Below are 22340 nucleotides of genomic sequence, written 5' to 3' on the forward strand. Positions count from 1 at the left end.
CTAGGCCAGTCGCCACCGCTGAAGTTGCTCCAGCACGTCGGCGACGATCTGGTCCTGGGTGAAGCCGGTGATGTCGTGCGGGCGGGCGCCGTCGCCGGTCTGGGCCATCAGCCGCCACTCCAGCAGGCGGCGGCCCTGGGAGGTTTCGCGCGCGGTCATGGTCGGTCGCGGGCGTGATCGCGCGCCGATGCGATAGACGAAGGTCCGTTCGCCATGCCGCAAGGTCAGCCAGGCGGCGGCCTCGTCTGCGTCGATCTCGGCGTCCGGCTCTTCGGCCTCCAGGGCGGCGCGAACCGTCTCCAGCGCGGGCAGGCCGTGGCGGTCGATCTCCTTGACGATGTCGGCGCGGCTGGCGGGGGCCAGGATGCGCTTCAGCCGTTCGGACAGGGGCGGGCCCTCGGTCTCGACGTTGCGCCCCGCCAGGTCGGCGTTCATCTGGCGCACCAGGCCGATCGACAGCAGGATCATGATCAGGACGAAGGGCAGGGCGGCGGCCAGGGTGGCGGCCTGAAGCGCGCCCAGCCCGCCCGCCAGCAACAGCGTCGCGGCGATCAGGCCCAGCAGCAGACACCAGTAGACCCTCTGCCAACGCGGCGTCTCGTCGGCTCCTCCCGAGGCGATGGTGTCGATCACCAGGGCGCCGGAATCGGCCGAGGTGACGAAGAAGACCGCCACCAGCAGGATCGCCAGGGTCGAGGTGAAGGCCGCGCCCGGCAGCTGTTCCAGGAAGTAGAACAGGGCGGTCGACAGGTCGGTCGACACGGCGTTGGAAATCGCCCCTGCGGCTTGGCCCATGTCCAGGCTGATGGCCGTATTGCCGAAGACCGTCATCCACAGGAAGGTGAAGCCGGCCGGCACCAGCAGCACGTTCAACAGGAACTCGCGCACCGTGCGCCCGCGCGAAATCCGGGCGATGAACATCCCCACGAACGGCGACCAGGCGATCCACCAGGCCCAGTAGAACAGGGTCCAGTCCGCCATCCAGGCGCGCGGCTCATAGGCGTAGAGGGTGAAGGTCCGTTCGAAGAAATGGTCCAGATACAGGCCGAAGTTCTGGACCAGCGCCTTGAACAGGAAGTTGGTCGGCCCGACCACCAGCACGAACAGCATCAGCAGCACGGCCAGGATCAGGTTCAGCTCCGACAGGCGGCGCACCCCCTTGCCGACGCCGCTCATCACCGAGGCGGTCGCCGCCGCCATGACCACGGCGATCAGCCCCACCTGAACCCATGGCGTATTGGGAATGCCCAGCAGATAGGTCAGGCCGCTGTTCATCTGCGACACGCCGAAGCCCAGCGAGGTGGCGATGCCGAAGGCCGTGCCCCAGATGGCGAAGATGTCGACGGCGTCGCCGATGGGGCCGTTGATCCGCTTGCCCAGCAGCGGCGACAGGCCCGACCGCAGGGTCAGCGGCAGGCCCTTTCGGTGCGCGAAATAGGCCAGGCTGAGCCCGACCAGGGCATAGATGGCCCAGGCGTGCGCGCCGTAGTGGAAGAAGGTGATCCCCATCGCCTCGCGCGCGGCGGTGAAGGTGCCGCCCTCGCCCGACGGCGGGTTGATATAGTGCTGGATCGGCTCGGCGACCCCGAAATACATCAGGCCGATCCCCATGCCGGCGGCGAACAGCATGGCCAGCCAGGACAGGTAGGGGAAGTCGGGCTCTGCGTCGGCCGGCCCCAGTTTCAGCGCGCCCGTCGGCCCGATGGCCAGCACCAGCACCAGGCCCACGAACCCCGCGACGGAGGCGATGTAGAGCCAGCCGAAGGTGTCGATGACCCAGGCCTGGACGCTCTGGAACACACGGTCGGACTGTCCGGGAGCGAGGGTGGCGACAAGCAGCAGCATCGCGATGATGGCGCTCGCGCCCCAGAAGACGCGCGGGTTCATCTTTGTAGTCAGCATCGGGTCAAAGCGTATGGCGAAGCTGGCGGTTCCATGCGTGGCTGACGACCCGCCGTGCGCATGAAGAAGATGTAACTTTGCTTTTCAAAGTAGCGTCGTTAGGCAGCGTTTATCGAAGGGCGTCGCGGACGCCTGGGCGCACTTTCAGGATTTCCGGGGCATGACCTCCTCCAAACTCGTTCTCATGCTGGGCGTGGCTGCGGCCGTGCTGCCCGGCGCTGCCCTGGCGCAACAGGCGCCGGCCCAGCCGACCACCCCGGCGACGACCCAGACGCCGCCCCCTCAAACGCCCGCACCCCGCGCCCAGACGCCCGAACCGGCCCAGCAGCAGCCCGCCAGCGTCGGCGACGTGGTCGTCAATGCGCGCGCCAACGATGTGCGGACCTCCATCGATTCCACCAGCTACAGCCTGGCCAACGATCTTCAGGCCACGACGGGCACCCTTGCCGACGCCCTGCGCAACATTCCCTCGGTCGAGGTCGATCCCGACGGCAACGTCAGCCTGCGCGGCGATGCCAACGTCACCATCCTGATCGACGGCCGCCCGGCGACCCAGTTCAACGGCCCCAGCCGCGGCCAGATGATCCAGCAGATTCCGGCGGCCCAATACGCCCGTATCGAGGTCATGACCAATCCGTCGGCGGCCTACAGCCCCGAGGGGTCGGGCGGGGTCATCAACCTGATCTCCAAGCCGACGACTGTGCGGCCGACACAGACGACCACCGGCTCGATCCGCGCCAATGTCGGCGACGGCGGCCGCTACAACATCGGCGGCAGCGTCGCCCATGTGAACGGCAAGACGACCCTGACGGCCGACGTCGGCCTGCGCCACGACGGCTATCTGTCGGAGACCAGCCGCGTGCGCGAACGGCTGGACACGGGCTCGGGCCGCTTCCTGGAGTCGCGCCAGAGCCAGGATATCGACGGATCGTCCGACAGCGCCTACGTCCGCCTGTCCGCCGAATACAATCTGGACGCCAAGACCCAGCTGGTCGGCGAACTGCGCCACACAGAGGTCGATGCGGGCGGCGACGGCGTCACCCTGTACGAGGCCGACAATGCGGCCGGCGGCATCGGCTCGGCCTATCGCCGCGCCGGCGACGGTCGCTTCAAGGGCCAGTTCTCGGGCGCGACGGCGCGGATGCTGCGGCGCTTCGACGACCAGGGCCACGAATGGACGAACGAGGTCCGCTTCGACCGCAACAGCTTCAACTTCACCTCCGACAGCTTCGTCGACCAACAGATCCCCGCCGCCGCGAACTTCATCGAAGCCACCGCCAATAAGAACGAACAGGACCAGTGGGGCGTCACCAGCGCCTATGTCCGGCCGCTGTCGGACGGCGGCAAGCTGCGCCTCGGCTATGAGTTGCAGGCCACGCTGCTGGAGCTGGACAACGGCGTCGCGCGCGGCCCGACGCCGGCGACGCTGACGCCCGACCCGCTGGTGTCCAACCGTTTCGACGTCGATCAGGTCGTCCACGCCCTCTACGTCACCTACGAGAAGCCGTTCAGCGAGAAGCTGTCAGCCCAGTTCGGCCTGCGCCTGGAACAGGCGATCCTGGACCTGGATCAGGTCACCAGCGGCGTGAAGACGTCCCAGGATTATTTCCGCGCCTATCCGACCGGCCACCTGTCCTACAAGCTGAACGACAAGGACACCCTTCGCGCCAGCTACAGCCGCCGCATCCAGCGTCCCGGCCCGGCCGACCTGAACCCCTTCCTGACCTATGGCGATCCGCAGAACTATCGTTCCGGCAACCCGGACCTTCAGCCGCAGGAGACGGATTCGTACGAGCTGAACTGGCAGCGCCGGGTGCAGCAGACCTTCTACCAGGCCACCCTCTATTACCGCGACACCAACAAGGCCTTCAGCCAGACGACCAGCGACCTGGGCGCCGGCGTCTTCCTGACCCGGCCCGAGAACCTGGGCGCCAGCACCTCGACCGGGCTGGAACTGGTCGCCAACGGCCCGCTGCTGCCGACCCTGCGCTACAACGCCAGCCTGAATGTCTATCGTCAGGAGATCGACGCCGCCGGCATCGTCGGCGCCCAGGATCGCTCGGGCAACGCTGTCTCGGGCCGCCTGTCGGTGAACTGGCAACCGACGCCCAAGGACTTCGTCCAGGTGTCCGGCATCTGGAGCGGGGACCAGCTGCTGGCCCAGGGCGTGCGCGAGCAGTCGACCCTGGTCAACCTGGGCTACCGCCGCAAGCTGAACGATGCCTGGTCGATGCAGATGACGGTGCGTGATGTGTTCGACGACTTCGGCTCGACCACCACCCTGACGACCCCGACCTTCCGCGACCGCTCGAACCAGAGCTTCGGCGGGCGTGCGGCCTATATCGGCCTGACCTGGAACTTCGGCGGCGGTCAGCGTCGTCCCGAACAGTTCGACTTCCAGGGCCCGACGACCGGAGGCTGAAGCGGGGACGACCGGTTTCGGAGACGCGGGCTCAGGTCCGCGTCTCCCAGGCCAGCCAAACGGCGACGACCACGAGACCGGCGGCCATGACGGCCCGTATCCCTGGACCTTTGACACGCGGCAGCACGGCGCCGGCCGCGCGCGCTGCGCCCATCACGATCAGGCTGTGGACCATGACGGCCACCGCCAGATGCAGCCCGCCCAGCGTCAGGGCCTGGGTCAGCGGCGCGCCGTGGTCCGGTCGCATGAAGGTCGGCAACAGGGCCACATAGAAGACGGCCGCCTTGGGGTTGAGCAGATTGCCCATCATGCCCCGCAGGAACAGCCCCCGCAGCGAGCGCACGTCCGGCGTCGGCTCTGCGTCTGCAACCGGCTCGCGCCAGGCCTCCCACGCCAGCCACAACAGGAACAGCACGCCCGCCCAGCGCAGGCCCTGATACAGCGGCGGCCAGATGGCGAAGACCTCCGTCAGCCCATAGGCGGCCGCCAGCATCCACACCGCCAGACCTGCCGTCACGCCCGCCACGGCGGCGAAGCCGGCCAGACGCCCGCGCGCCAGGGCGACCAGCGCCAGCCAGCCCATGTTCGGCCCCGGCGTCAGCTCGATCAGGGCCACGGCGATCAGAAAGGGGCCGATGACGGCCGGATCGACGGGCCAGGCGGAATGGGCGATCACGGTGCGCTCCTGTTCAGCGAAGCCTAGGCCGCAGAGGGCGCAACGGACAGCCCCGATGTGGGCCGCGCCGACCCCTTGTGTGACCCGATCGTCACACCCACCTCGATCTCAACGGCGCGCTGCTCCGCAGAGGGCGGGCCGAAACCTATCCGCCTCACGAGGGGACTGAAGACCATGAATCTCGAACTCTACTCCGACCGCGCCAAACAGGCCGTCCAGTCGGCCCAGTCGCTGGCGCTCGCCCGCCGTCACCAGCAGTTCGCGCCCGAGCATCTGCTCAAGGTGCTGCTGGAGGAACGCGACGGCCTGGCCCGCAATCTGATCACCGCCGCCGGCGGCGACGCCCGCCGCGCCGAGGCTGATGTCGAAACCGCGCTGAAGAAGCGCGCCCAGGTCTCGGGCGGCTCGGGCCAGCTCTATCTGGACGGCGATACCGCCCGCGTCTTCGCCGCCGCTGAGGAAGCCTCCAAGACCGCCGGCGACGCCTTCGTCACTACCGAACGGCTGCTGGCTGCGCTCGCCAAGGAGGGCGGGGTCGCCGCCGAGGTGCTGAAGGCCTCGGGCGCCAGCGCCGACAAGCTGGACGCCGCCATCGCCGAGGTGCGCAAGGGCAAGACCGCCGACAGCGCGGGCGCCGAGGACGGCTATGACGCCCTGAAACGCTACGCCCGCGACCTGACCCTGGCCGCCCGCGACGGCAAGATCGACCCGGTCATCGGCCGCGACGAAGAGATCCGCCGCACCATCCAGGTCCTGGCTCGCCGCACCAAAAACAACCCCGTCCTGATCGGCGAGCCCGGCGTGGGCAAGACCGCCATCGTCGAGGGCCTGGCCCTGCGCATCGTCAACGGCGACGTGCCCGAGAGCTTGCGCGACAAGACCGTCATGGCGCTGGACATGGGCTCCCTGATCGCCGGAGCCAAATACCGCGGCGAGTTCGAGGAGCGGCTGAAGGCCGTCCTGTCCGAGGTCACGGCGGCCGAGGGCGGCATCATCCTGTTCATCGACGAGATGCACACCCTGGTCGGGGCCGGAAAGGGCGACGGCGCCATGGACGCCTCCAACCTGCTGAAACCGGCCCTGGCGCGCGGCGAACTCCACTGCGTCGGCGCCACCACGCTGGATGAATACCGCAAGCACGTCGAGAAGGACGCGGCCCTCGCCCGTCGCTTCCAGCCGGTCTTCGTCGCCGAACCGACGGTGGAGGACACGGTCTCCATCCTGCGCGGCCTGAAGGAGAAGTACGAGGTCCACCACGGCGTGCGCATTTCCGACAGCGCCATCGTCGCCGCCGCCACCCTGTCGAACCGCTACATCACCGACCGCTTCCTGCCGGACAAGGCCATCGACCTGATCGACGAGGCCGCCAGCCGCGTGCGCATGGCCGTGGACTCCAAGCCCGAGGCCCTGGACGAGATCGACCGCCGCCTGGTCCAGCTGAAGATCGAACGCGAGGCCCTGAAGAAGGAGACCGACCAGGCGTCCCAGCACCGGCTGGAAAAGCTGGACGACGAGATCGCCGATCTGGAAGGCCAGTCCGACGACCTGACCACCCAGTGGAAGGCCGAAAAGGACAAGGTGGGGCAGGGGGCGCAACTGCGTGAAACCCTGGACCGCCTGCGTCTGGAACTGACCAACGCCCAACGCGCCGGCGACCTGGGCCGCGCGTCCGAGATCGCCTACGGCCAGATCCCCCAGATCGAAAAGCAACTGGCCGAGGCCGAGGCCGCTGAGACGGGGGGCGGGGGGGCTCTAACGCCAGAAGTCGTCGACGCCGAACAGATCGCCGCCGTCGTCAGCCGCTGGACCGGCGTCCCCGTCGACAAGATGCTGGAGGGCGAGCGCGAAAAACTGCTCCAGATGGAGACCGCCCTGGGCGGCCGCGTGGTGGGTCAGGACGAGGCCTTGGCCGCCGTCTCCGACGCCGTGCGCCGCGCCCGCGCCGGCCTGAACGACCCCAACCGTCCTCTGGGCAGTTTCCTGTTCCTGGGCCCGACCGGCGTGGGCAAGACCGAACTGACCAAGGCCCTGGCCGAGTTCCTGTTCGACGACGAGGCGGCCATCACCCGGCTCGACATGTCCGAATATATGGAGAAGCACAGCGTCAGCCGCCTGATCGGCGCCCCTCCCGGCTATGTCGGCTATGACGAGGGCGGCGCCCTGACCGAGGCCGTGCGCCGTCGCCCCTATCAGGTCGTCCTGTTCGACGAGGTCGAAAAGGCCCACCCCGACGTCTTCAACGTCCTGCTGCAGGTGTTGGACGACGGCCGCCTGACCGACGGCCAGGGCCGCACCATCGACTTCCGCAACACCCTGATCATCATGACCTCCAACCTGGGCAGCCAGTATCTGGCCGAACAGGGCGAGGGGGATGATGTCGAGGCCGTCCGCCCCTTCGTCATGGACGCCGTCCGCGCCCACTTCCGCCCCGAGTTCCTGAACCGGATCGACGAGATCATCCTGTTCCACCGCTTGGGCCGCGACCAGATGGGCGGCATCGTCCGGATCCAGCTGTCACGGTTCGAAAAACTGCTGGCCGACCGCCGCCTGTCGATGGACCTCGACGACAGCGCCCTGGCCTGGCTCGCCGACCGCGGCTACGACCCGGCCTATGGGGCGCGTCCGTTGAAGCGGGTGATCCAGAAGGATCTGGTCGATCCGATCGCGCGGAAGCTATTGGCCGGCGAGATCGAGGATGGCGGGGTAATTGCGGTGACGGCCGGCGAGGGCGGGTTGGAGATCGGTAAGATGCGGGTGCACTGAAAAGAAATCTTAAGTTCAGTCAATCAGTCAACCCGTCCTAAAAAAAGCGGTGCGAACTTCGTTCGCACCGCTCCAGTTTTCTTTAGGGACACTCGGGGAGAGACAGAAGGTTGTCGTTCCACTCTCCGTCGGCGTACGTCCGGAGGTACTTTCCGTTCGGACCGTTCACCACGCCGATATTTCCACGGTTACCATCGACCTCTGTGTAGAACGTGTTGGTCTTGGCTTCGATCGAGTCGATGACCTGCTGCCTCGTCCACTTCCATTCTTTCCCTCCCAAATGGGTAATGCCATCGTAGGGGTTGTCGCGAGGCTGCTTATTGATGCAGCTGACTTTTGCGTCCGCCATCACGCAGCCCTCCGATCTTCAACCAAGTAAGGTCCGGCAGGCGGGAGGGCTTCCCCCTCAACGGGCTCGACCTCCGCAAACCGAAGGCCGGTGTTAATCTCGGACACGCGGCCCCCATTCACGGCAAAATAGGCGGCGATGTCGCTCTGGCGGTCGCCCCGGGCAAGCATGCCTTTGATCAAGGCGGCATCCAGAGGCGTGAGGTAGTGCTGAGTTCCCATGTCGGGACCCTTTCATGCAGTTGAAACATGAAGGTCCGATCGGTTGTCTAGGCCGGGCCGAAACCTTCGGTCATACGATGGCTTACTTGATGTCATGCGTCAAGCCGGAGAAACTGCGCTGTCGCTAGGCGGCACACTTCGTGTGTATCCTATGTGTATTCATCGGTGATGTATTATTATATAGACATATATGTCTAGGGGTGTATGGACATATGTGTCTCCTACATGGGTCATGGATGGTCACTTTCGATGGCGGAAAATTTAGACGTAACGCGAAAAAAATGGGGCCGTGCACCCATTGATGCAGGTTTCACAATTCTTCCAAACCACCTTTTGTCAGTTAATCAGTTTCTTCCTGAGTCAGTCAGGCTATCTCCAACGGAGTTGGTCGTTTTGTTCCAAGTCTTGTCAGCTTGGTGGTCCCCAGAGCGGATGCCGTTTCCCAGTAAGGCAACCATAGCCAAGCGGACAGCACTAAGCCCGCGACAAGTCCAGCGGGCAATTAGCGCGTTAGAGGCTAAGGGGTTTTTAGAGCGGGGAGCAAGGTTTAGTCAAAACAACGCTCGGGTAAGTAATGTTTACGAGCTTGATAAGACCGTTGCTCTTATTTCAGAGATCGCCAAAGACCATCCCCGTGCATTCAAGGGGCGAAAATTGGACGATGAAAACAACGAAAGCCCAAACCGCTAAGGTTTGGGCTTTCGAACGGGCACGCATAATGCAGCCCGGCCTAGACCAAATCACTATATGGCAGGACCTGTGTTTTCGTCAAGCAAAAGCTTGCTTAACTCCTGCGCCTATCAGCTTACGAATGTGGACGCTTTTGCAACCTGGCGTGAGATTGCCGACCCGCGAACCAATCCTCGGTTTTCTCGGCAGACCAGCCGTTTTTTGCTCATGGATGTGCGTAAAGCTGCGGCGTGAGCTGACGGGCTGTTAGCTATGGGGCCGGAGTGCCCATAGGCACTCATGCGTCTTGTGCACTCTAAACGTGGCCCGCCCAACAAAGAAAGGCCCCCGCGTGTCCCCGGGGGCCTCTGGTCTCCTCGCCGTCGCGCGGTCGCGACCTAAGGGTTGATGACCACCTTGATGCAGCCGTCCTTCTTCTCCTGGAAGGTCTTGTAGGCGTCGGGCCCGTCTTCCAGCCCGATCTTGTGGGTGATCAGGAAGCTGGGGTCGATCTCGCCGTCGAGGACCTTCTTCATCAGGGGCTCCAGGTAGCGCTGCACGTGGGTCTGGCCGGTCTTGAGCGTCAGGGCCTTGCCGATGAAGGCGCCCAGCATCGTGGGAACCATGCCGACGAAGACGCCGGGCAGGCTGATGATCCCGCCGGGCTTGCAGGCCACGATGGCTTCGTTCAGCGCATAGGGGCGCTCCAGCTTGCCGGCGACGGTCTCCTGGACCTTCTCCATCAGGCTGCCCGAGCCGTGGCTCTCCAGGCCGACGGCCTCGATCACCGCATCGGGGCCTTCGCCGTTGGTCAGGGCCTTGATCCGCTCCTGCAGGTCGCCCTCGGAGAAGTCGAGGGTCTCGGCGCCCGCCGCCTGGGCCAGGGCCAGCCGCTCGGGCACCTGGTCGATGGCGATGACGCGGCCGGCGCCCATCATGAAGGCGCTGCGGATGGCGAACTGGCCCACCGGCCCGCAGCCGAACACCAGAATGGTCTGGCCCGGCTGGATGTCGCAGTTCTCGGCCGCCATCCAGCCGGTCGGGAAGATGTCGGACAGGAACAGGACCTGATCGTCGGTCAGCCCCTCGGGCACCTTGATCGGCCCGACGTCGGCGTAGGGGATGCGCAGATATTCGGCCTGGCCCCCGGCGAACCCGCCGTACATCTCGCTGTAGCCATACAGGCCGGCGGTCGGATAGCCCGTCTGTTTGGCCTGTTCGGCGCCGTTCGGATTGGAGCGCTGGCACAGGCTGAACAGGCTGGCGCGGCACATCTTGCAGTCGCCGCAGCTGATGGTGAAGGGCACCACGACGCGGTCGCCGACCTTGAGCTTGTCGTTGTCCTTGCCGACGGCGACGACCTCGCCCATCGTCTCATGGCCCATGACGTCGCCGTGCTTCATGCCCGGAACATAGCCGCCGTACAGGTGCAGGTCCGAGCCGCAGATGGCGCAGCTCGTCACCCGGATGACGGCGTCGCGGCCGTCCTCGATGGTGGGGTCAGGCACCTCTTCGCAGCGGATGTCGCCCTTGCCGTGCCAGCACAACGCCTTCATGTCGGATCTCCCAATCTGAGTGGGATCAATCCGGCTGTGCGGGGGCGGTTCCTAAGGCCCCGCTTTAAAATCAAAGCGTTACCGTTCGAAAGTCAGTCCTTGGGGATCGGGTTGGTCCCCGGAAACGCGGTCTGATCCGTAGAACTACGGTCAACGTCGGTTAACTGCGATTAAAGGCCTTGTGGGGCATGGGTCGGGAGATATGTCCGGGGCCTCGCCGACCAAGCGCATGCTGAAGACGACTGTGGCCGCCGCCACGGCGGGCGCCGTCGTGTTTGCGCCCATGGCGCCGCTGGCCCAGGAAGTCGGCCGGTCGCGCGATCCGCTGTCGATCAGCATCGGCCAGAACGACACCTTCACCCGCGTCGAATTCGGCGGCGTCATCGGGGTGCGCTCACGTGTCAGCCGCGAAGGCGACAAGGTCGTGGTGCGGATGGGCACGACCGCCGCGCCCGATGTGTCGCGCCTGAGGGTCGATCCGCCGGCGGGGGTGAAGTCGGTCGAGACGCGGATGGCGCGGGCGGGCGGCACGGACCTGATCCTGACGCTGGAAGAGGGGGCGGACGCCCGCTCCGGCGTCGCGGACGGGGCGGTGTGGCTGAACCTCTATGCGCCCGGCAAGGCGCCGGAAGGCGGCGACGCGGCCGCGCCGCAGACGACCAAGGCCGTCGTGCCGGTGCGGGCCGAATCCAGCGAACAGAAGACCGTCCTGACCTTCGACTGGGGCGCGCCCGTGGGGGCCGCCGTCTTCCGCCGGGGCGATGCGGTGTGGATCGTGTTCGACACGGCCGCGCGCATGGACATGACCGGGGCCAAGGCCCTGGGGCCGGCCAAGGACGCGCACTGGGCGGCGGGGCCGGGCTATACCGCCATGCGGATCGCCGCGCCGGAAGGCCTGGGCGTCTCGGCGCAGGGCCAGGGCGGAACCTGGACCGTGACCCTCGGCGGGGTCCAGTCGGCGGTCGAGGGCGTCGAGGTGGATCGTTCCGACGACGGCGCGCCGGTGCTGGTGGCGCAGATGGCCGGGGCGACCAAGGCGATCTGGCTGACCGATCCGCTGGTCGGGGACCGATTTGCGGCGGTGACGGCGCTGGCGCCCGGCAAGGGGTATGCGGGCGGACGCCGCACGGTCGACCTGACCTTGATCCCGACGGCCCAGGGCCTGGCGATCGAGACCGGGGCCGACGATCTGAAGATCGAGGCGGCGGGCGATCTGGTGACGCTGAGCCGGCCCAAGGGGCTGACGCTGTCGGCGCCGACGGCGGGGCTGGAGACCGGCGACCAGGCGGCCGACGCGCCCAAGCGGGCGGCCTATCCGGCGCTGATCGACGAAACCTGGGCGACGACGGGCGAGGCGGGATTCTCTGATCGCTATCGCCGGCTGCAGGACGCGGCGGGGCTGGAGACGATCGCGGCGAGCGACAATCCGCGCGCCCCGATCGAGGCGCGGATGGCGCTGGCGCGGTTCCTGGTCGGGTCGGGCCTGAACTACGAGGCCATCGGCGTGCTGAACGCCCTGATCGCCAAGGCGCCCAATCTGCAGGGCGAGCCCGAGGTGCGGGGCCTGCGCGGCGTGGCGCGCGTCGGCATCGGACGGCTGGAAGAAGCCCAGGTCGATTTCTCGGGCGCCGCCCTGACCAACGACCCGGCGACCAAGGTCTGGCTGGGCTATATCGCCTCGGAGATGGGCGACTGGGAGGGGGCGCGCAGGAACTTCGCCGCCGGCGCCTCGGTGATCGACAGTTTCCCCAAGGAATGGCGCGCGCGGTTCGGCGCGGCCCACGCCATGGCGGCCATACAGTTGAACGACCTGCCCGCCGCCCAGCAGCTGCTGGCCTATGTGTTCAGCCAGGATGCCCCGGCGATCGATCAACTGACGGCGCGGCTGGTGCAGGCGCGGATGTTCGACCTGAACGGCGACAAGGACCGGGCGCTGGCGATCTACAAGGCCGTGGCGCGCGCGCCGCTGGACGGGATCGCGACGCCGGCCAAACTGGGCGCCATCAGCCTGGAGCTGGACAAGGGCGCGATCACGCCGGATCAGGCGACGGCGCAGCTGGAACAGCTGAAGTGGCGCTGGCGCGGGGACGCGACCGAGATGGCGGTCGTGCGCAAGCTGTCGGGCATCTATCTGCAACAGGGGCGATACCGCGAGGCGCTGGACGCGCTGCGCGGGGCGGGCAAGCGGATGGCGGGCGTGCCGGGCGCGGCCGAGGTCCAGGCCGACCAATCCAACGCCTTCCGCGCCCTGTTCCTGGAAGGGGCGGCGGACGGGTTGCAGCCGGTGCAGGCGCTGGCCCTGTTCTATGATTTCCGCGAGCTGACGCCCATCGGGGCCGACGGGGACGAGATGGTGCGCCGCCTGTCGCGCCGCCTGATCGACGTCGATCTGCTGGATCAGGCCGCCGAACTGCTGAAACACCAGGTGGACGAGCGGCTGGACGGGGTGGCCAAGGCCCAGGTCGCCACCAATCTGGCCACCGTCTATCTGATGGATCGCCAGCCCGAGAAGGCGCTGCAGGCCATCTGGGGCTCGCGCACCACCCTGTTGCCCGCCGCGATGAACAGCGAGCGCCGGGCGCTGGAGGCCCGCGCCCTGATGGACCTGGGCCGGTTCGACCATGCGCAGGAGGTGCTGGATCGCGACCAGTCGAACCCGGCGCGCGAGGTGCGGGCCGACATCTTCTGGAAACAGCAGAAATGGGCCGATGCGGCGCCGGTCTATGAGGCGCGGCTGGGCGAGCGGTACAAGACGACGACCACGCCGCTGACGCCGGCCGAGGAAAGCTGGCTGATCCGGGCGGGCGTGGGCTATTCGCTGAGCGGCGATCGGGCGGCGCTGCAAAGGCTGAACGCCCGATATGCGCCCTTCGTCGCCGGGGCGCGATCAGGCGCCGCGATGCGCGTGGCGCTGGACGACAGTCTGTCGGGCGTGGCGGGGGCGGGCGACTTCGCCAACCTGTCCAGCCAGGCGGACACCTTCGTCGGCTGGGTCAACAGCGCCAAACAGGCGTTCAGAAAAGAAGCGGAGGCGAAAGCCGCCGCTTAATTGAAAACGGGCGGAGATCGCGTCGCGACCCCCGCCCGTCGAGCTTTGCCGATCCTGCATCGCAGGACCGAAAAGGCTTAGCCGTTGACGGCGTCCTTCAGGGGCTTGGAGACGCGGAAGCGCACGGCCTTGGACGCGGCGATCTTGATGGTCGCGCCGGTGGCCGGGTTGCGGCCTTCGCGCTCGGCGCGGGCGGCGGTGTCGAAGACGCCCAGGTTCGAGATGCGGATGTCGCCGCCCGACTTCAGGGTCGAGTGGATGTTTTCGACGATGGCGGTCAGCACCTTGCCGGCGTCGGCCTGCGAGACACCGGCGTCTTTGGCGACGGCGGCGATCAGTTCGGCTTGAGTGGTCATAAGAAGCGTTTCCAGTGTTAGTCGCCCGATTCCGGGCGAGGACCGGGGGATCAACACGGATTTTGACGGGCTTTGCAAGCGTCTATGACGCTGAAAGCCATATGGGGCGGGGGATTATCCGGTACCGGACGCTCGCTGGAAGCTCTCGACCAGGCTTCCGGCGACCAGTCGCCAGCCGTCCACCAGCACGAAGAAGATCAACTTGAACGGCAGGGACACCACCACCGGGGGCAGCATCATCATACCCATGGACATCAGCACGCTGGCCACCACCAGATCGATCACAAGGAACGGAACGAAAAGGAGAAATCCGATTTCGAACGCCTTCTTGAGTTCACTGATCATGAAGGCCGGGGTGACCACGCGCAGGGGCAGTTCCTGGACGTTCTGGGGCGGCTCGATGTTGCTGAGGCGGGTGAACAGGGCCAGGTCCCCGCGGTCCACCTGGGCCAGCATGAAGGTTTTCACGGGCTCTGACGCCAGATCGAAGGCCTGGGGCAGTTCGATCTGCTGATCCATCAGCGGGCGGATGCCCGAATCATAGGCGTCCTGCCAGGTGGGGGCCATGACGATGGCGCTGAGGAACAGCGCCAGGGACACCAGAACCGCATTCGGCGGCGACTGCTGCATGCCCAGCGCCGTCCGCAACAGCGACAAAACGACGATGATCCGCACGAAGCTGGTGGTCATGATGACGATGGACGGCGCCAGCGACAGCACGGTCATCAGGCCGACCAGCTGGACCACGCGCTGTGTTAGGCCGGCGCCGGTGCCCAGGTCGATGTTGAGGGCCGATCCGCTTTGTGCCGCCTGCTGGGCCAGGGCCGCGACGGGCCAGGCCAGGCAGACGAGGGTGGTGAACAGCGACAGCAGGGCCGCGCGTTTGATCTCTGCGCCCGTGGGGGTGTTGAAGATGCTCTCCCTCCCCCGGCGGGGGAGGGTGGCCGAGCGGAGCGAGGTCGGGTGGGGGCCGCCGGGCGACGCCCCACGGACCTGTCCTGCGTCCGGTAGTGCGGCCTTGCCAGGCCGCCCCCACCCCGTCGCTGCGCGACGACCCTCCCCGGAGCGGGGAGGGAGAGGGGTGTTGCGGCGGCTCACTTGCCCACTCCGGTCTGGCGCGGTTCGATCAGCTCGCGGCCTTCGCCCAGCAGGATCAGCCGTTCCTCGTCGTCGACGCGGACCAGGACCAGGCGGCGGGCGGGATCCAGGACCAGGGTCTCGACGACCTGAAGACGGCGGGCCCCGCGTTCGGCGCTGAGCTTGGCCAGCAGCTGGGGCGCATAGCGGCGCGCGGCCCAGGCCACGATCCCGATGAGGCCGAGGGTGAAGGCCAGGCCGAAGACCGCCCGGACGAGATCGAGGAAATTCATGACGCTTTGAGGCCCCGCGCAGTCGGCGCTTAGGCGGCGAATGTTAACCACCACGGTTAACGAGGCGTTGAGATAAGAGGTTATTAACCATGCAGGCGGCATTTTCTGCCCATTGCGCGCATCCGCGTCGCACGGGAGATCGCCATGGGCGTCGCCGACATACCGCTGCTGGGGCAGATCAAGGGCCGGCTGGGCTGGCTGGACGAGCGTCAGCGCGTTATCGCCGAGAACGTCGCCAACGCCGATACGCCCGGCTTCGTCGGCCGTGACCTGAAGCAGCCGACCGACTTCGCCGCCGCCATGCGGTCGGGCGGGGGGCTGCAGATGGTGCGCACCAACGCCGCCCATATCGCGCCCGCCGGTTCGCCTGTGCGGTTCGATCCGACCAAGTCGCCGGATTCGGAAACCACGCTGGACGGCAACTCGGTCGTGGTCGAGGAGCAGATGCTGAAGATGGCCGAGAGCCGCATGGCCTATGACGCCGCCATCGGCTTCTACCAGAAATCCATGTCCATGATCCGCATGGCCGCCAAGCGGCCCGGCGGCTGAAGAAGGCCAGAGGAGAAGTGAAAAATGCCTGATCCCATAGCGCCCTCGAACAGCACCATGGCCGTGGCGGCCTCGGCCCTGAAGGCCCAGCAGTCGCGCATGCGCGTCATCGCCGAGAACATCGCCAACGCCCAGTCCACGGCCCGCACCCCGGGCGGAGAGCCCTATCGCCGCCAGATCCCCGTCTTCCAGGCGCGCGAGGTGGATGGGGCGACCGGGGTGACCTTGGCCGAGGTCCGGCCCGACCAGGGTGAGTTCAAGATGGACTACGACCCGTCGCACCCGGCCGCGAACGCCCAGGGCTATGTGATGCGGCCGAACGTGGACACCCTGGTCGAGGCCATGGACATGCGCGAGGCGCAGCGCGCCTATGAGGCCAATCTGAACGTCATCGAGACGGCGCGGTCGATGGACAGCCGCACCCTCGACATCATCAAACGCTGAGGACTAGGCCATGAACCCGATGATGGCCGCCAAGGCCTATGCCGCCGTCCAGGGCGGCGCCATGCCGACCGGGCTTTCCGGCGCAGCGCAAGCGCCGGGCGCCGGCGACGGCGGCTTCGCCGATCTGGTCAAGAACGCCATGACCGACATGACCCAGCAGTCGCGTGCGGCCGAGACCCAGATGACGAAATCGGTCCAGGGGCAGGGCAATCTGATCGACGTGGTGACCGCGCTCAGCTCGGCCGAGGCGTCGCTGGAGACGGTGATCTCGGTGCGGGACCAGGTGATTTCCGCCTACAAGGAAATCATGGCGATGCCGATTTGAGGCAGGCTCAGAAGTAGCGTTCGCCAATCCGGAGGGTATCGCCCGGCGAGACGCGCGTGTTGGCGGTCAGCGGCTGGGGCTCTTCGGTCTGCGAGCCCGCGCGGCGCACGAAGACTCGGCGCGCATTGGCGCGGTAGGTGAAGCCCTGGGCCGTCGCCACGGCATTCAGCACCGTCAGGTCCGGGAGATAGGGGTATTCGCCCGGCCGATTGACCTCGCCCAGGATGTAGATGGGCCGATAGGTTAGGACCTGGGCCGTGACGCGTGGCTGGTTCAGATACCCTTCGCTCAAGGCTTGAGTGACGGCGTCCTGAAGCTGGGCGCCCGTCAGGCCGGCGGCCTGCACTTCGCCGATCAGGGGTAGGGCGACCTTGCCCTCGGCATTGACGGTGAACTCGCCGCTGAGCGCGTCCTCGCCGAAGACGTCGATGCGCACCTTGTCGGCGGAGGCCAGGCGGTAATCCGAGACGGCTTGAGGCGCGAAGCCGGCCAGGGCGAACGCCAGGGTCGCGGCCAGCAGGCCGATGCGTATGCTCCGCGACATGTAGGCCCTCCCCGATTTCCTGCGTGTAAAGGCTAAACGTGTCGGTTGTTCGGGTCTAGGACCGATCCGACAGAATACGGCGGGCAAGATCGCGGGCCTGACCGCGCAGATCGGGCACGGCGGTCATCTCCCAGAAGGCGCCGCGCGTCAGGGGGCCGATGGCGTGCAGGCCTTGCGCCGGTTCGCCCGCGCCGTCCAGCAGACCGCCGTCGTCATCCACCTGCAAGCCCAGGCCCAGAGGATCGGGAAGGCCGTAGCCCTTGTCGAGGATGTCGCGGATCATCGGCTCGGTGCTCCTGGAGATCACGCCCAGCGGGCCGGTGCAGTTGACCACCAGGTCGAACCGGTCGCGGATGGCGCGCTTTTTCCCGCGCGGCCGCCACGAGACCTCGATCACGTCGGTGGTCTTCAGCTCGGTCAGCTTGCCCGCCAGGATGGTCAGCTCGCCGCCGGCCAGCATGGAGTTGATGTCGCGGGCCGATCCGGGCGACAGGCGGTGGCGATGCACGTCCCACAGGGGGCGCAGATGGCGCAGGAAGCGGCTACGCTGGCTTTGCGACCACCCGCGCCAGATGTCGCGGGCGGAATGGCGCAGGCGGTCGAATACGGCGCGCCATTCGGCCTCGGCCGTGGCGGCGCGGACCTGTCGCAGGATCTCTGCGGGGCTGCCGGCGAAGGCGCCGACGAAGGGGGCTGGCGGGACGGTGGCGTGGGCGCGGGGCAGAAGGCCGTGACGCGACAGGGCGGTCAGCCGCCGACCAGGGCGACGCAGCGTCAGGGCCGCATCCACCATCGTCAGGCCCGAGCCGATCAGCAGGACGTTGCGCGCGTCGCCGACCGACCGTGGATCGAAGCGCCAGGGGTTCTCGACATAGGCGGCAGAGTTCTGAACCTCGGCCTCGACGCCGGGGGGCGAGGCGGGTTCCAGATTGCCCAGGGCCAGCACGACCTGATCGGCGGTGACTTCGCCGTCGCTGGCAGCGATATGCCAGGCATCGCCTTGACGATCGATGGAGCGGGCCTCGCCGCCGATCAGGGTCAGCCGGTCGGGCGCGTCGTCCAGCGCCTCGTCCAGCAGGGCGCGCAGGTATTCGCCATAGACGCCGCGGGTGATGAAGCCGTCCTGGGCGCGCCATGACGGCTGTTCCGCCAGCCAGTCGGCCAGATGACCCGGCTGGTCGGGAAAGGCGCTCATATTGTCCAGGCGGACGTTCAGCAGATGGTTGGGATTGCCGGTGTCATAGGCGGTGCCGGGACCGAAGACGCCGCGCCGTTCGATCAGGGTGACGCGCACATCGGGCGAGGCCTTCAGAAGATTGACCGCGGTCAGAAGGCCGCTGAATCCAGCGCCGACGATGGCGACATGCGGTCCATTCTGGTGTGGCACTCACGTCCCCGCTTCTGTTTCCGGCCGTGTCGATAACACACGGCGACCGGGGCGGATCATGGCGATAAATAACTATCTGACCAGTAGGAATAACGTGATCAGGCGGGGGGAGGCGGGCGGCGGCGGGCGTCGCGAATGTCGCGCAAGGCCAGGGGCAGCAGGGTCCAGGGCTCGACGCAGTAGCGGACGAACAGGCGTTTGGGATCGTGAACCAGGCGATAGGCCCATTCGATTCCGGCCCGCCCCATCCAGCGGGGCGCCGCGCTCTGGACGCCCGCCTCATAGTCGAAGGCGGCGCCGACCGACAGGATGACGCAATCGGGCAGGCGTTCGAAATTGTCGTCGATCCACAGTTCCTGACGCGGCATGCCCATGCCGACGAACAGGATGTGAGGCTGGAAGGTGGTGATCTGGGCAAGGACGGCCGCATTCTCGGGCCCGTCGCCATGCGCGTCGAAGAAGCCGTGATGGATGGCGATGTCGGCGCCGGGATAGCGGGCCTTCAGCCGATGAGCCGCCTCGTCGCCGACGCCGGGCGCGCCGCCGATGGACATGACGCGCCATCCGTTGCGGTTCGCCACGCTCCAGAAATGATCGCGCCAGTCCAGATAGGTGCAGCGGTGAAAGCCCCGGCTGTGCAGCCCCAGCGCGCGCGAGAACCACAGCAGGGGGGTGGAATCGACCTCGATCAGATCGGCCCGGTCATAGAAGCCGGCTAGTTCCGGGCGTTTCTGGATCAGATACAGGCTGTGCAGATTGTGGTTGGCGATCAGGCTCTTTGCGCCCTCAAGCACCGCCTGCTGCACATGGTGCAGAACCTCTTCCGGCTTCACCAGATCGACAGGCTGGCCGAGAATGGACACCCGCTCGTGGGCGCGGCGGCGCTGACGAAACGGCGCCCGCGGCTTTACGCGGCGTTCGGGCGTGTGGGGGCTGAGGGAGGGGTCCGCCATGGGGCGGTTCTAGGCGGTCCGCCCTCAAGACGGGGTTAGAAAACAGGCTTAGCAGGCGTTAAGTCGCCGCCGAACGCGGATCGAAAAGGCGATGCGGCAAGGCTTGAAGCGCCGCTTGCGGAATAAAACGACACGCGGCGAAAAACCTCTGTTGACCCCGTCGTTTCGCTGCCTTAGAGGTCCGCGCCTTCCCGATGGAAACGCCGCAAGGCGCTGCCGACGGGGCCCAGATGGCGGAATTGGTAGACGCGCTGGCTTCAGGTGCCAGTGGCTTAACGGCCGTGGAGGTTCGAGTCCTCTTCTGGGCACCATATTATTGAAAGCGTCGCACCGAACGGTGCGGCGCTTTCATTCTTTTGGCCTATCGCATCGCGCACGGCGCTCTGCTGCTTGAGGCCGTATTTTTGGCCTACCGGAATGCGCGCGGCGCATTACCTGCTTGAGGCCGTTTCTTGAATGCGGCGCGCGGCGCTCAGCATCGCTGTAGCCCGTTCCGTCCGCCGCGTTCGCCGTGTAAGAGCCAGAGCATGACCGTTTACCTGCACGAGGGCGATCTGCCCGACGACCTGGACCTGGGGTCCGAGGTCGCCATCGATTCCGAGACGATGGGCCTGCGCTTCCGCCGCGATCCGCTGTGCGTGGTGCAGCTGTCGTCCGGCGACGGGAACGCCTATGTCGTGCGGCTGAAGCGGCCGGACTACGACTGCCCGAACCTGAAGCGGGTGCTGACCGATCCGGCGGTGACCAAGATCTTCCACTTCGGCCGGTTCGACATCGGCATGTTCCTGCTGCACCTGGGGGTCGAGACGCGGCCGGTCTATTGCACCAAGATCGCCTCCAAGCTGGCGCGGACCTATACCGACCGGCACGGTCTGAAGGACGTGGTGCGCGAGACGGTCGGCGTGGACCTGTCCAAGGCCCAGCAGTCGTCGGACTGGGGCGCGGAGACACTGACGCAGGCGCAGCTGGACTATGCGGCGTCGGACGTCCTGTATCTGCACGCTGCCAAGGCCAAGCTGGACCTGATGCTGGCGCGCGAAGGCCGCGCCGAGCTGGCGGCCAAATGTTTCGACTTCCTGCCGACCCGTTCGGCGCTCGACCTCGCCGGCTGGGACGAGATCGACATCTTCGCCCACAGCTGAGGCGCGCTTGACCGAACCCGGCGAACAGTCCCGCATCGAGGCCGACGAGGCCAGGGTCGCCCTGGCCGGCGCCCGCTGGCGTGCGCGCTCGCGGCGGGTCAAGCTGCTGCGTCGGGTGCTGCCGATCATCATCCTGATGCTGGCGGGCGGCGCCCTGACCTGGACCGTGTTCCGCACCGTGATGTCGGGGGTGGAGCGCAAGGCCAGCCAAAGCCAAGAAGTCCGTCTGGACAGCCCCCTGTTCCATGGCCAGGACGCTCAGGGCCGCGCCTTCACCGTCGGCGCCCAGGGGGCGGTGCGCGATCCGGCCACCGGCCATTTCCGCCTGATCGGCCCGGCGCTGAAACTGAATCTGGGCGGGCGCAAGGTGACCGAACTGACCGCTGACGGCGGCACATACAATGAGCAGGCCAAGACGGTGACCATCGGTCCGAACGTACGGATCTCGGACGGCGGCACCGGTTTCGTCCTCACCACGCCCGAGGCGGTGGTCGACACCTCGACCGGAAACGTCACCGGTTCAAAGGGCGTTCAGGGTTCCGGCCCTATTGGAACCATCAACGCATCGTCCTATGCGATCTATGATCAGGGACAGCGCGTCGTCTTCGACGGCGCAGGCGACAACAAGGTGATGGGCGTGCTGACGCCCAAGGGGTCTGGCGGATGATCATGACGAAGATTTCAAAGGCTCTGGCGACGGTCGCAGCCGTGACGGTCGTGGCCCTGCCGGCCGTCGGCGACGCGCAATCACAAACGGGCAACCAGCCCGTCGCCTATGGCGCGGACTCGGTCGAATATGGCCCCAACCGCATCATCCTGAGAGGCCGGGCCGAGGCGACGCAGGGCGGCAACCGTTTTCGCGCCGACACCCTGACCCTGGTCAGCGGCGCGGGCGGCGATCTGGAGCGCGCAGAGGCCGCCGGAACCGTCTATTTCGTGACCCCGGATCAGTCGATGCGCGGCGACCGCGCCGTCTATAATCTGGGCAATGGCGAGATCGTGGTGACGGGCAATGTCGTCCTGACCCAGGGCAAGAACGTCCTGACCGGCTCGCGCCTGGTCTACAACATCAACACCGAGGCCGCCCGCATGGACGGCGCGCCGCGCGGCGCGGCTGGAAGCCGCGTGCAGGGCGTCTTCTACCCCAACGCAAACTGAGGCCGTCGGCCGTCTGGACCTGAGCATTTGGCGCGCAAGGAACTCTCAGCCCTGAACCTGGACGACCGGCCGGCGACGACGCCGCAGCCGGTGGTCTCGCCTGCGGAAAAGGGTCTGCGGGTGCTGAACCTCGCCCGGTCCTTCGGGCCGCGGCAGGTGGTGCGCGACGTGTCCCTGACGGTGCAGCGCGGCGAGGTCGCGGGCCTGCTGGGTCCGAACGGCGCGGGCAAGACCACCTGTTTCTACATGATCACCGGCCTGATCCCGCCGGACTCGGGCACCATCTGGCTGGACGGCGAGGACATCACCGGCCAGCCGATGTATCAGCGCAGCCGCATGGGCCTGGGCTATCTGGCGCAAGAAGCCTCGATCTTCCGCGGCATGACGGTGGAGCAGAACGTCAAGGCGGTGGTCGAGCTGAACTACCCGCGCGACCAGATCCGCGCCGAGACCGACCGGCTGCTGAACGAACTGCATATCGACCACCTGCGCCATGCCGGGGCGA

General features: G+C 66.9%; 21 protein-coding genes and 1 tRNA gene. 12 read left to right on the forward strand and 10 right to left on the reverse strand.

Features of this window, described 5'->3' with window-relative positions:
• A complete protein-coding gene (locus ACK4MH_RS07405; protein ID WP_409716641.1) occupies window positions 1-1902 on the reverse strand; it encodes a BCCT family transporter in 1902 nt (633 codons plus the stop codon).
• Between the two features lie 160 nt (window positions 1903-2062).
• Between ACK4MH_RS07405 and ACK4MH_RS07410 the strand changes: the two genes are divergently transcribed.
• The gene (locus ACK4MH_RS07410) at window positions 2063-4324 is read left to right on the forward strand and encodes a TonB-dependent receptor domain-containing protein (protein WP_409716643.1); all 2262 of its coding nucleotides are present in this window, start codon (window positions 2063-2065) and stop codon (window positions 4322-4324) included.
• 31 nt (window positions 4325-4355) lie between these two features.
• Here ACK4MH_RS07410 and ACK4MH_RS07415 read toward each other — a convergent pair whose 3' ends face one another.
• Window positions 4356-5000 (reverse strand): LysE family translocator, encoded by a 645-nt coding sequence (locus tag ACK4MH_RS07415; RefSeq protein WP_409716645.1) that lies wholly within the window; start codon window positions 4998-5000, stop codon window positions 4356-4358.
• 174 nt (window positions 5001-5174) lie between these two features.
• Here ACK4MH_RS07415 and clpB point away from each other — a divergent pair, with 174 nt between their 5' ends.
• On the forward strand, window positions 5175-7763 hold the full coding sequence (gene clpB / locus ACK4MH_RS07420) for an ATP-dependent chaperone ClpB (RefSeq protein WP_409716647.1): 2589 nt from the start codon (window positions 5175-5177) through the stop codon (window positions 7761-7763).
• A gap of 82 nt (window positions 7764-7845) precedes the next feature.
• Here the strand turns inward: clpB and ACK4MH_RS07425 are convergent, their stop codons facing one another.
• Entirely contained in the window at window positions 7846-8112 is a 267-nt protein-coding gene (locus ACK4MH_RS07425) for a DUF3892 domain-containing protein (RefSeq protein ID WP_409716649.1), read from the reverse strand.
• 470 nt (window positions 8113-8582) lie between these two features.
• Between ACK4MH_RS07425 and ACK4MH_RS07430 the strand changes: the two genes are divergently transcribed.
• The gene (locus ACK4MH_RS07430; RefSeq protein WP_409716651.1) at window positions 8583-9023 is read left to right on the forward strand and encodes a helix-turn-helix domain-containing protein; all 441 of its coding nucleotides are present in this window, start codon (window positions 8583-8585) and stop codon (window positions 9021-9023) included.
• Between the two features lie 377 nt (window positions 9024-9400).
• On the opposite strand, the gene ACK4MH_RS07435 is transcribed toward ACK4MH_RS07430, so the two are convergent.
• The gene (locus tag ACK4MH_RS07435; protein WP_409716653.1) at window positions 9401-10558 is read right to left on the reverse strand and encodes a zinc-dependent alcohol dehydrogenase; all 1158 of its coding nucleotides are present in this window, start codon (window positions 10556-10558) and stop codon (window positions 9401-9403) included.
• Between the two features lie 229 nt (window positions 10559-10787).
• Between ACK4MH_RS07435 and ACK4MH_RS07440 the strand changes: the two genes are divergently transcribed.
• Complete coding sequence (locus ACK4MH_RS07440; RefSeq protein WP_409716655.1) at window positions 10788-13607, forward strand: tetratricopeptide repeat protein; 2820 nt, start codon at window positions 10788-10790, stop codon at window positions 13605-13607.
• 77 nt (window positions 13608-13684) lie between these two features.
• On the opposite strand, the gene ACK4MH_RS07445 is transcribed toward ACK4MH_RS07440, so the two are convergent.
• The 3 genes from ACK4MH_RS07445 to ACK4MH_RS07455 form a co-directional block, all read right to left on the reverse strand.
• Window positions 13685-13963, reverse strand: a complete 279-nt coding sequence (locus ACK4MH_RS07445) for an HU family DNA-binding protein (protein ID WP_087120554.1) — start codon at window positions 13961-13963, stop codon at window positions 13685-13687.
• Between the two features lie 114 nt (window positions 13964-14077).
• Window positions 14078-14878, reverse strand: a complete 801-nt coding sequence (fliP, locus tag ACK4MH_RS07450) for a flagellar type III secretion system pore protein FliP (RefSeq protein WP_135195594.1) — start codon at window positions 14876-14878, stop codon at window positions 14078-14080.
• A 179-nt stretch (window positions 14879-15057) separates the two neighbouring features.
• Window positions 15058-15333, reverse strand: a complete 276-nt coding sequence (locus ACK4MH_RS07455; protein WP_409716658.1) for a FliO/MopB family protein — start codon at window positions 15331-15333, stop codon at window positions 15058-15060.
• A gap of 144 nt (window positions 15334-15477) precedes the next feature.
• Between ACK4MH_RS07455 and flgB the strand changes: the two genes are divergently transcribed.
• The 3 genes from flgB to fliE are packed head-to-tail and all read left to right on the forward strand — an operon-like array spanning window position 15478 to window position 16651.
• Window positions 15478-15882, forward strand: a complete 405-nt coding sequence (flgB, locus tag ACK4MH_RS07460) for a flagellar basal body rod protein FlgB (protein WP_135194750.1) — start codon at window positions 15478-15480, stop codon at window positions 15880-15882.
• A gap of 24 nt (window positions 15883-15906) precedes the next feature.
• The gene (gene flgC, locus ACK4MH_RS07465) at window positions 15907-16326 is read left to right on the forward strand and encodes a flagellar basal body rod protein FlgC (protein ID WP_409716660.1); all 420 of its coding nucleotides are present in this window, start codon (window positions 15907-15909) and stop codon (window positions 16324-16326) included.
• Window positions 16327-16336: 10 nt separating this feature from the next.
• Complete coding sequence (gene fliE, locus ACK4MH_RS07470) at window positions 16337-16651, forward strand: flagellar hook-basal body complex protein FliE (RefSeq protein WP_346494190.1); 315 nt, start codon at window positions 16337-16339, stop codon at window positions 16649-16651.
• A gap of 7 nt (window positions 16652-16658) precedes the next feature.
• On the opposite strand, the gene ACK4MH_RS07475 is transcribed toward fliE, so the two are convergent.
• From ACK4MH_RS07475 to ACK4MH_RS07485, 3 genes are all read right to left on the reverse strand, one after another.
• Window positions 16659-17195, reverse strand: a complete 537-nt coding sequence (locus ACK4MH_RS07475) for a polysaccharide biosynthesis/export family protein (RefSeq protein ID WP_409716663.1) — start codon at window positions 17193-17195, stop codon at window positions 16659-16661.
• Window positions 17196-17250: 55 nt separating this feature from the next.
• Complete coding sequence (locus tag ACK4MH_RS07480; protein ID WP_409716665.1) at window positions 17251-18582, reverse strand: FAD/NAD(P)-binding protein; 1332 nt, start codon at window positions 18580-18582, stop codon at window positions 17251-17253.
• Window positions 18583-18680: 98 nt separating this feature from the next.
• Window positions 18681-19535, reverse strand: a complete 855-nt coding sequence (locus ACK4MH_RS07485) for a WecB/TagA/CpsF family glycosyltransferase (protein ID WP_409716667.1) — start codon at window positions 19533-19535, stop codon at window positions 18681-18683.
• Window positions 19536-19759: 224 nt separating this feature from the next.
• Here ACK4MH_RS07485 and ACK4MH_RS07490 point away from each other — a divergent pair.
• The 5 genes from ACK4MH_RS07490 to ACK4MH_RS07510 form a co-directional block, all read left to right on the forward strand.
• Window positions 19760-19846, forward strand: a tRNA-Leu gene (locus tag ACK4MH_RS07490).
• A gap of 216 nt (window positions 19847-20062) precedes the next feature.
• The gene (locus tag ACK4MH_RS07495) at window positions 20063-20677 is read left to right on the forward strand and encodes a ribonuclease D (RefSeq protein WP_409716669.1); all 615 of its coding nucleotides are present in this window, start codon (window positions 20063-20065) and stop codon (window positions 20675-20677) included.
• Window positions 20678-20684: 7 nt separating this feature from the next.
• Window positions 20685-21344: an LPS export ABC transporter periplasmic protein LptC gene (gene lptC, locus ACK4MH_RS07500; protein WP_409716671.1), complete on the forward strand. Its 660-nt coding sequence runs from the start codon at window positions 20685-20687 to the stop codon at window positions 21342-21344.
• Between the two features lie 2 nt (window positions 21345-21346).
• On the forward strand, window positions 21347-21835 hold the full coding sequence (locus ACK4MH_RS07505) for an LptA/OstA family protein (RefSeq protein ID WP_409716673.1): 489 nt from the start codon (window positions 21347-21349) through the stop codon (window positions 21833-21835).
• 27 nt (window positions 21836-21862) lie between these two features.
• A partial coding sequence (locus tag ACK4MH_RS07510; RefSeq protein ID WP_409716675.1) for an ATP-binding cassette domain-containing protein occupies window positions 21863-22340 on the forward strand: 478 nt, incomplete at its 3' end.

The organism is Brevundimonas sp., assembly GCF_046295075.1.
In the GTDB taxonomy this organism is placed as follows: domain Bacteria; phylum Pseudomonadota; class Alphaproteobacteria; order Caulobacterales; family Caulobacteraceae; genus Brevundimonas.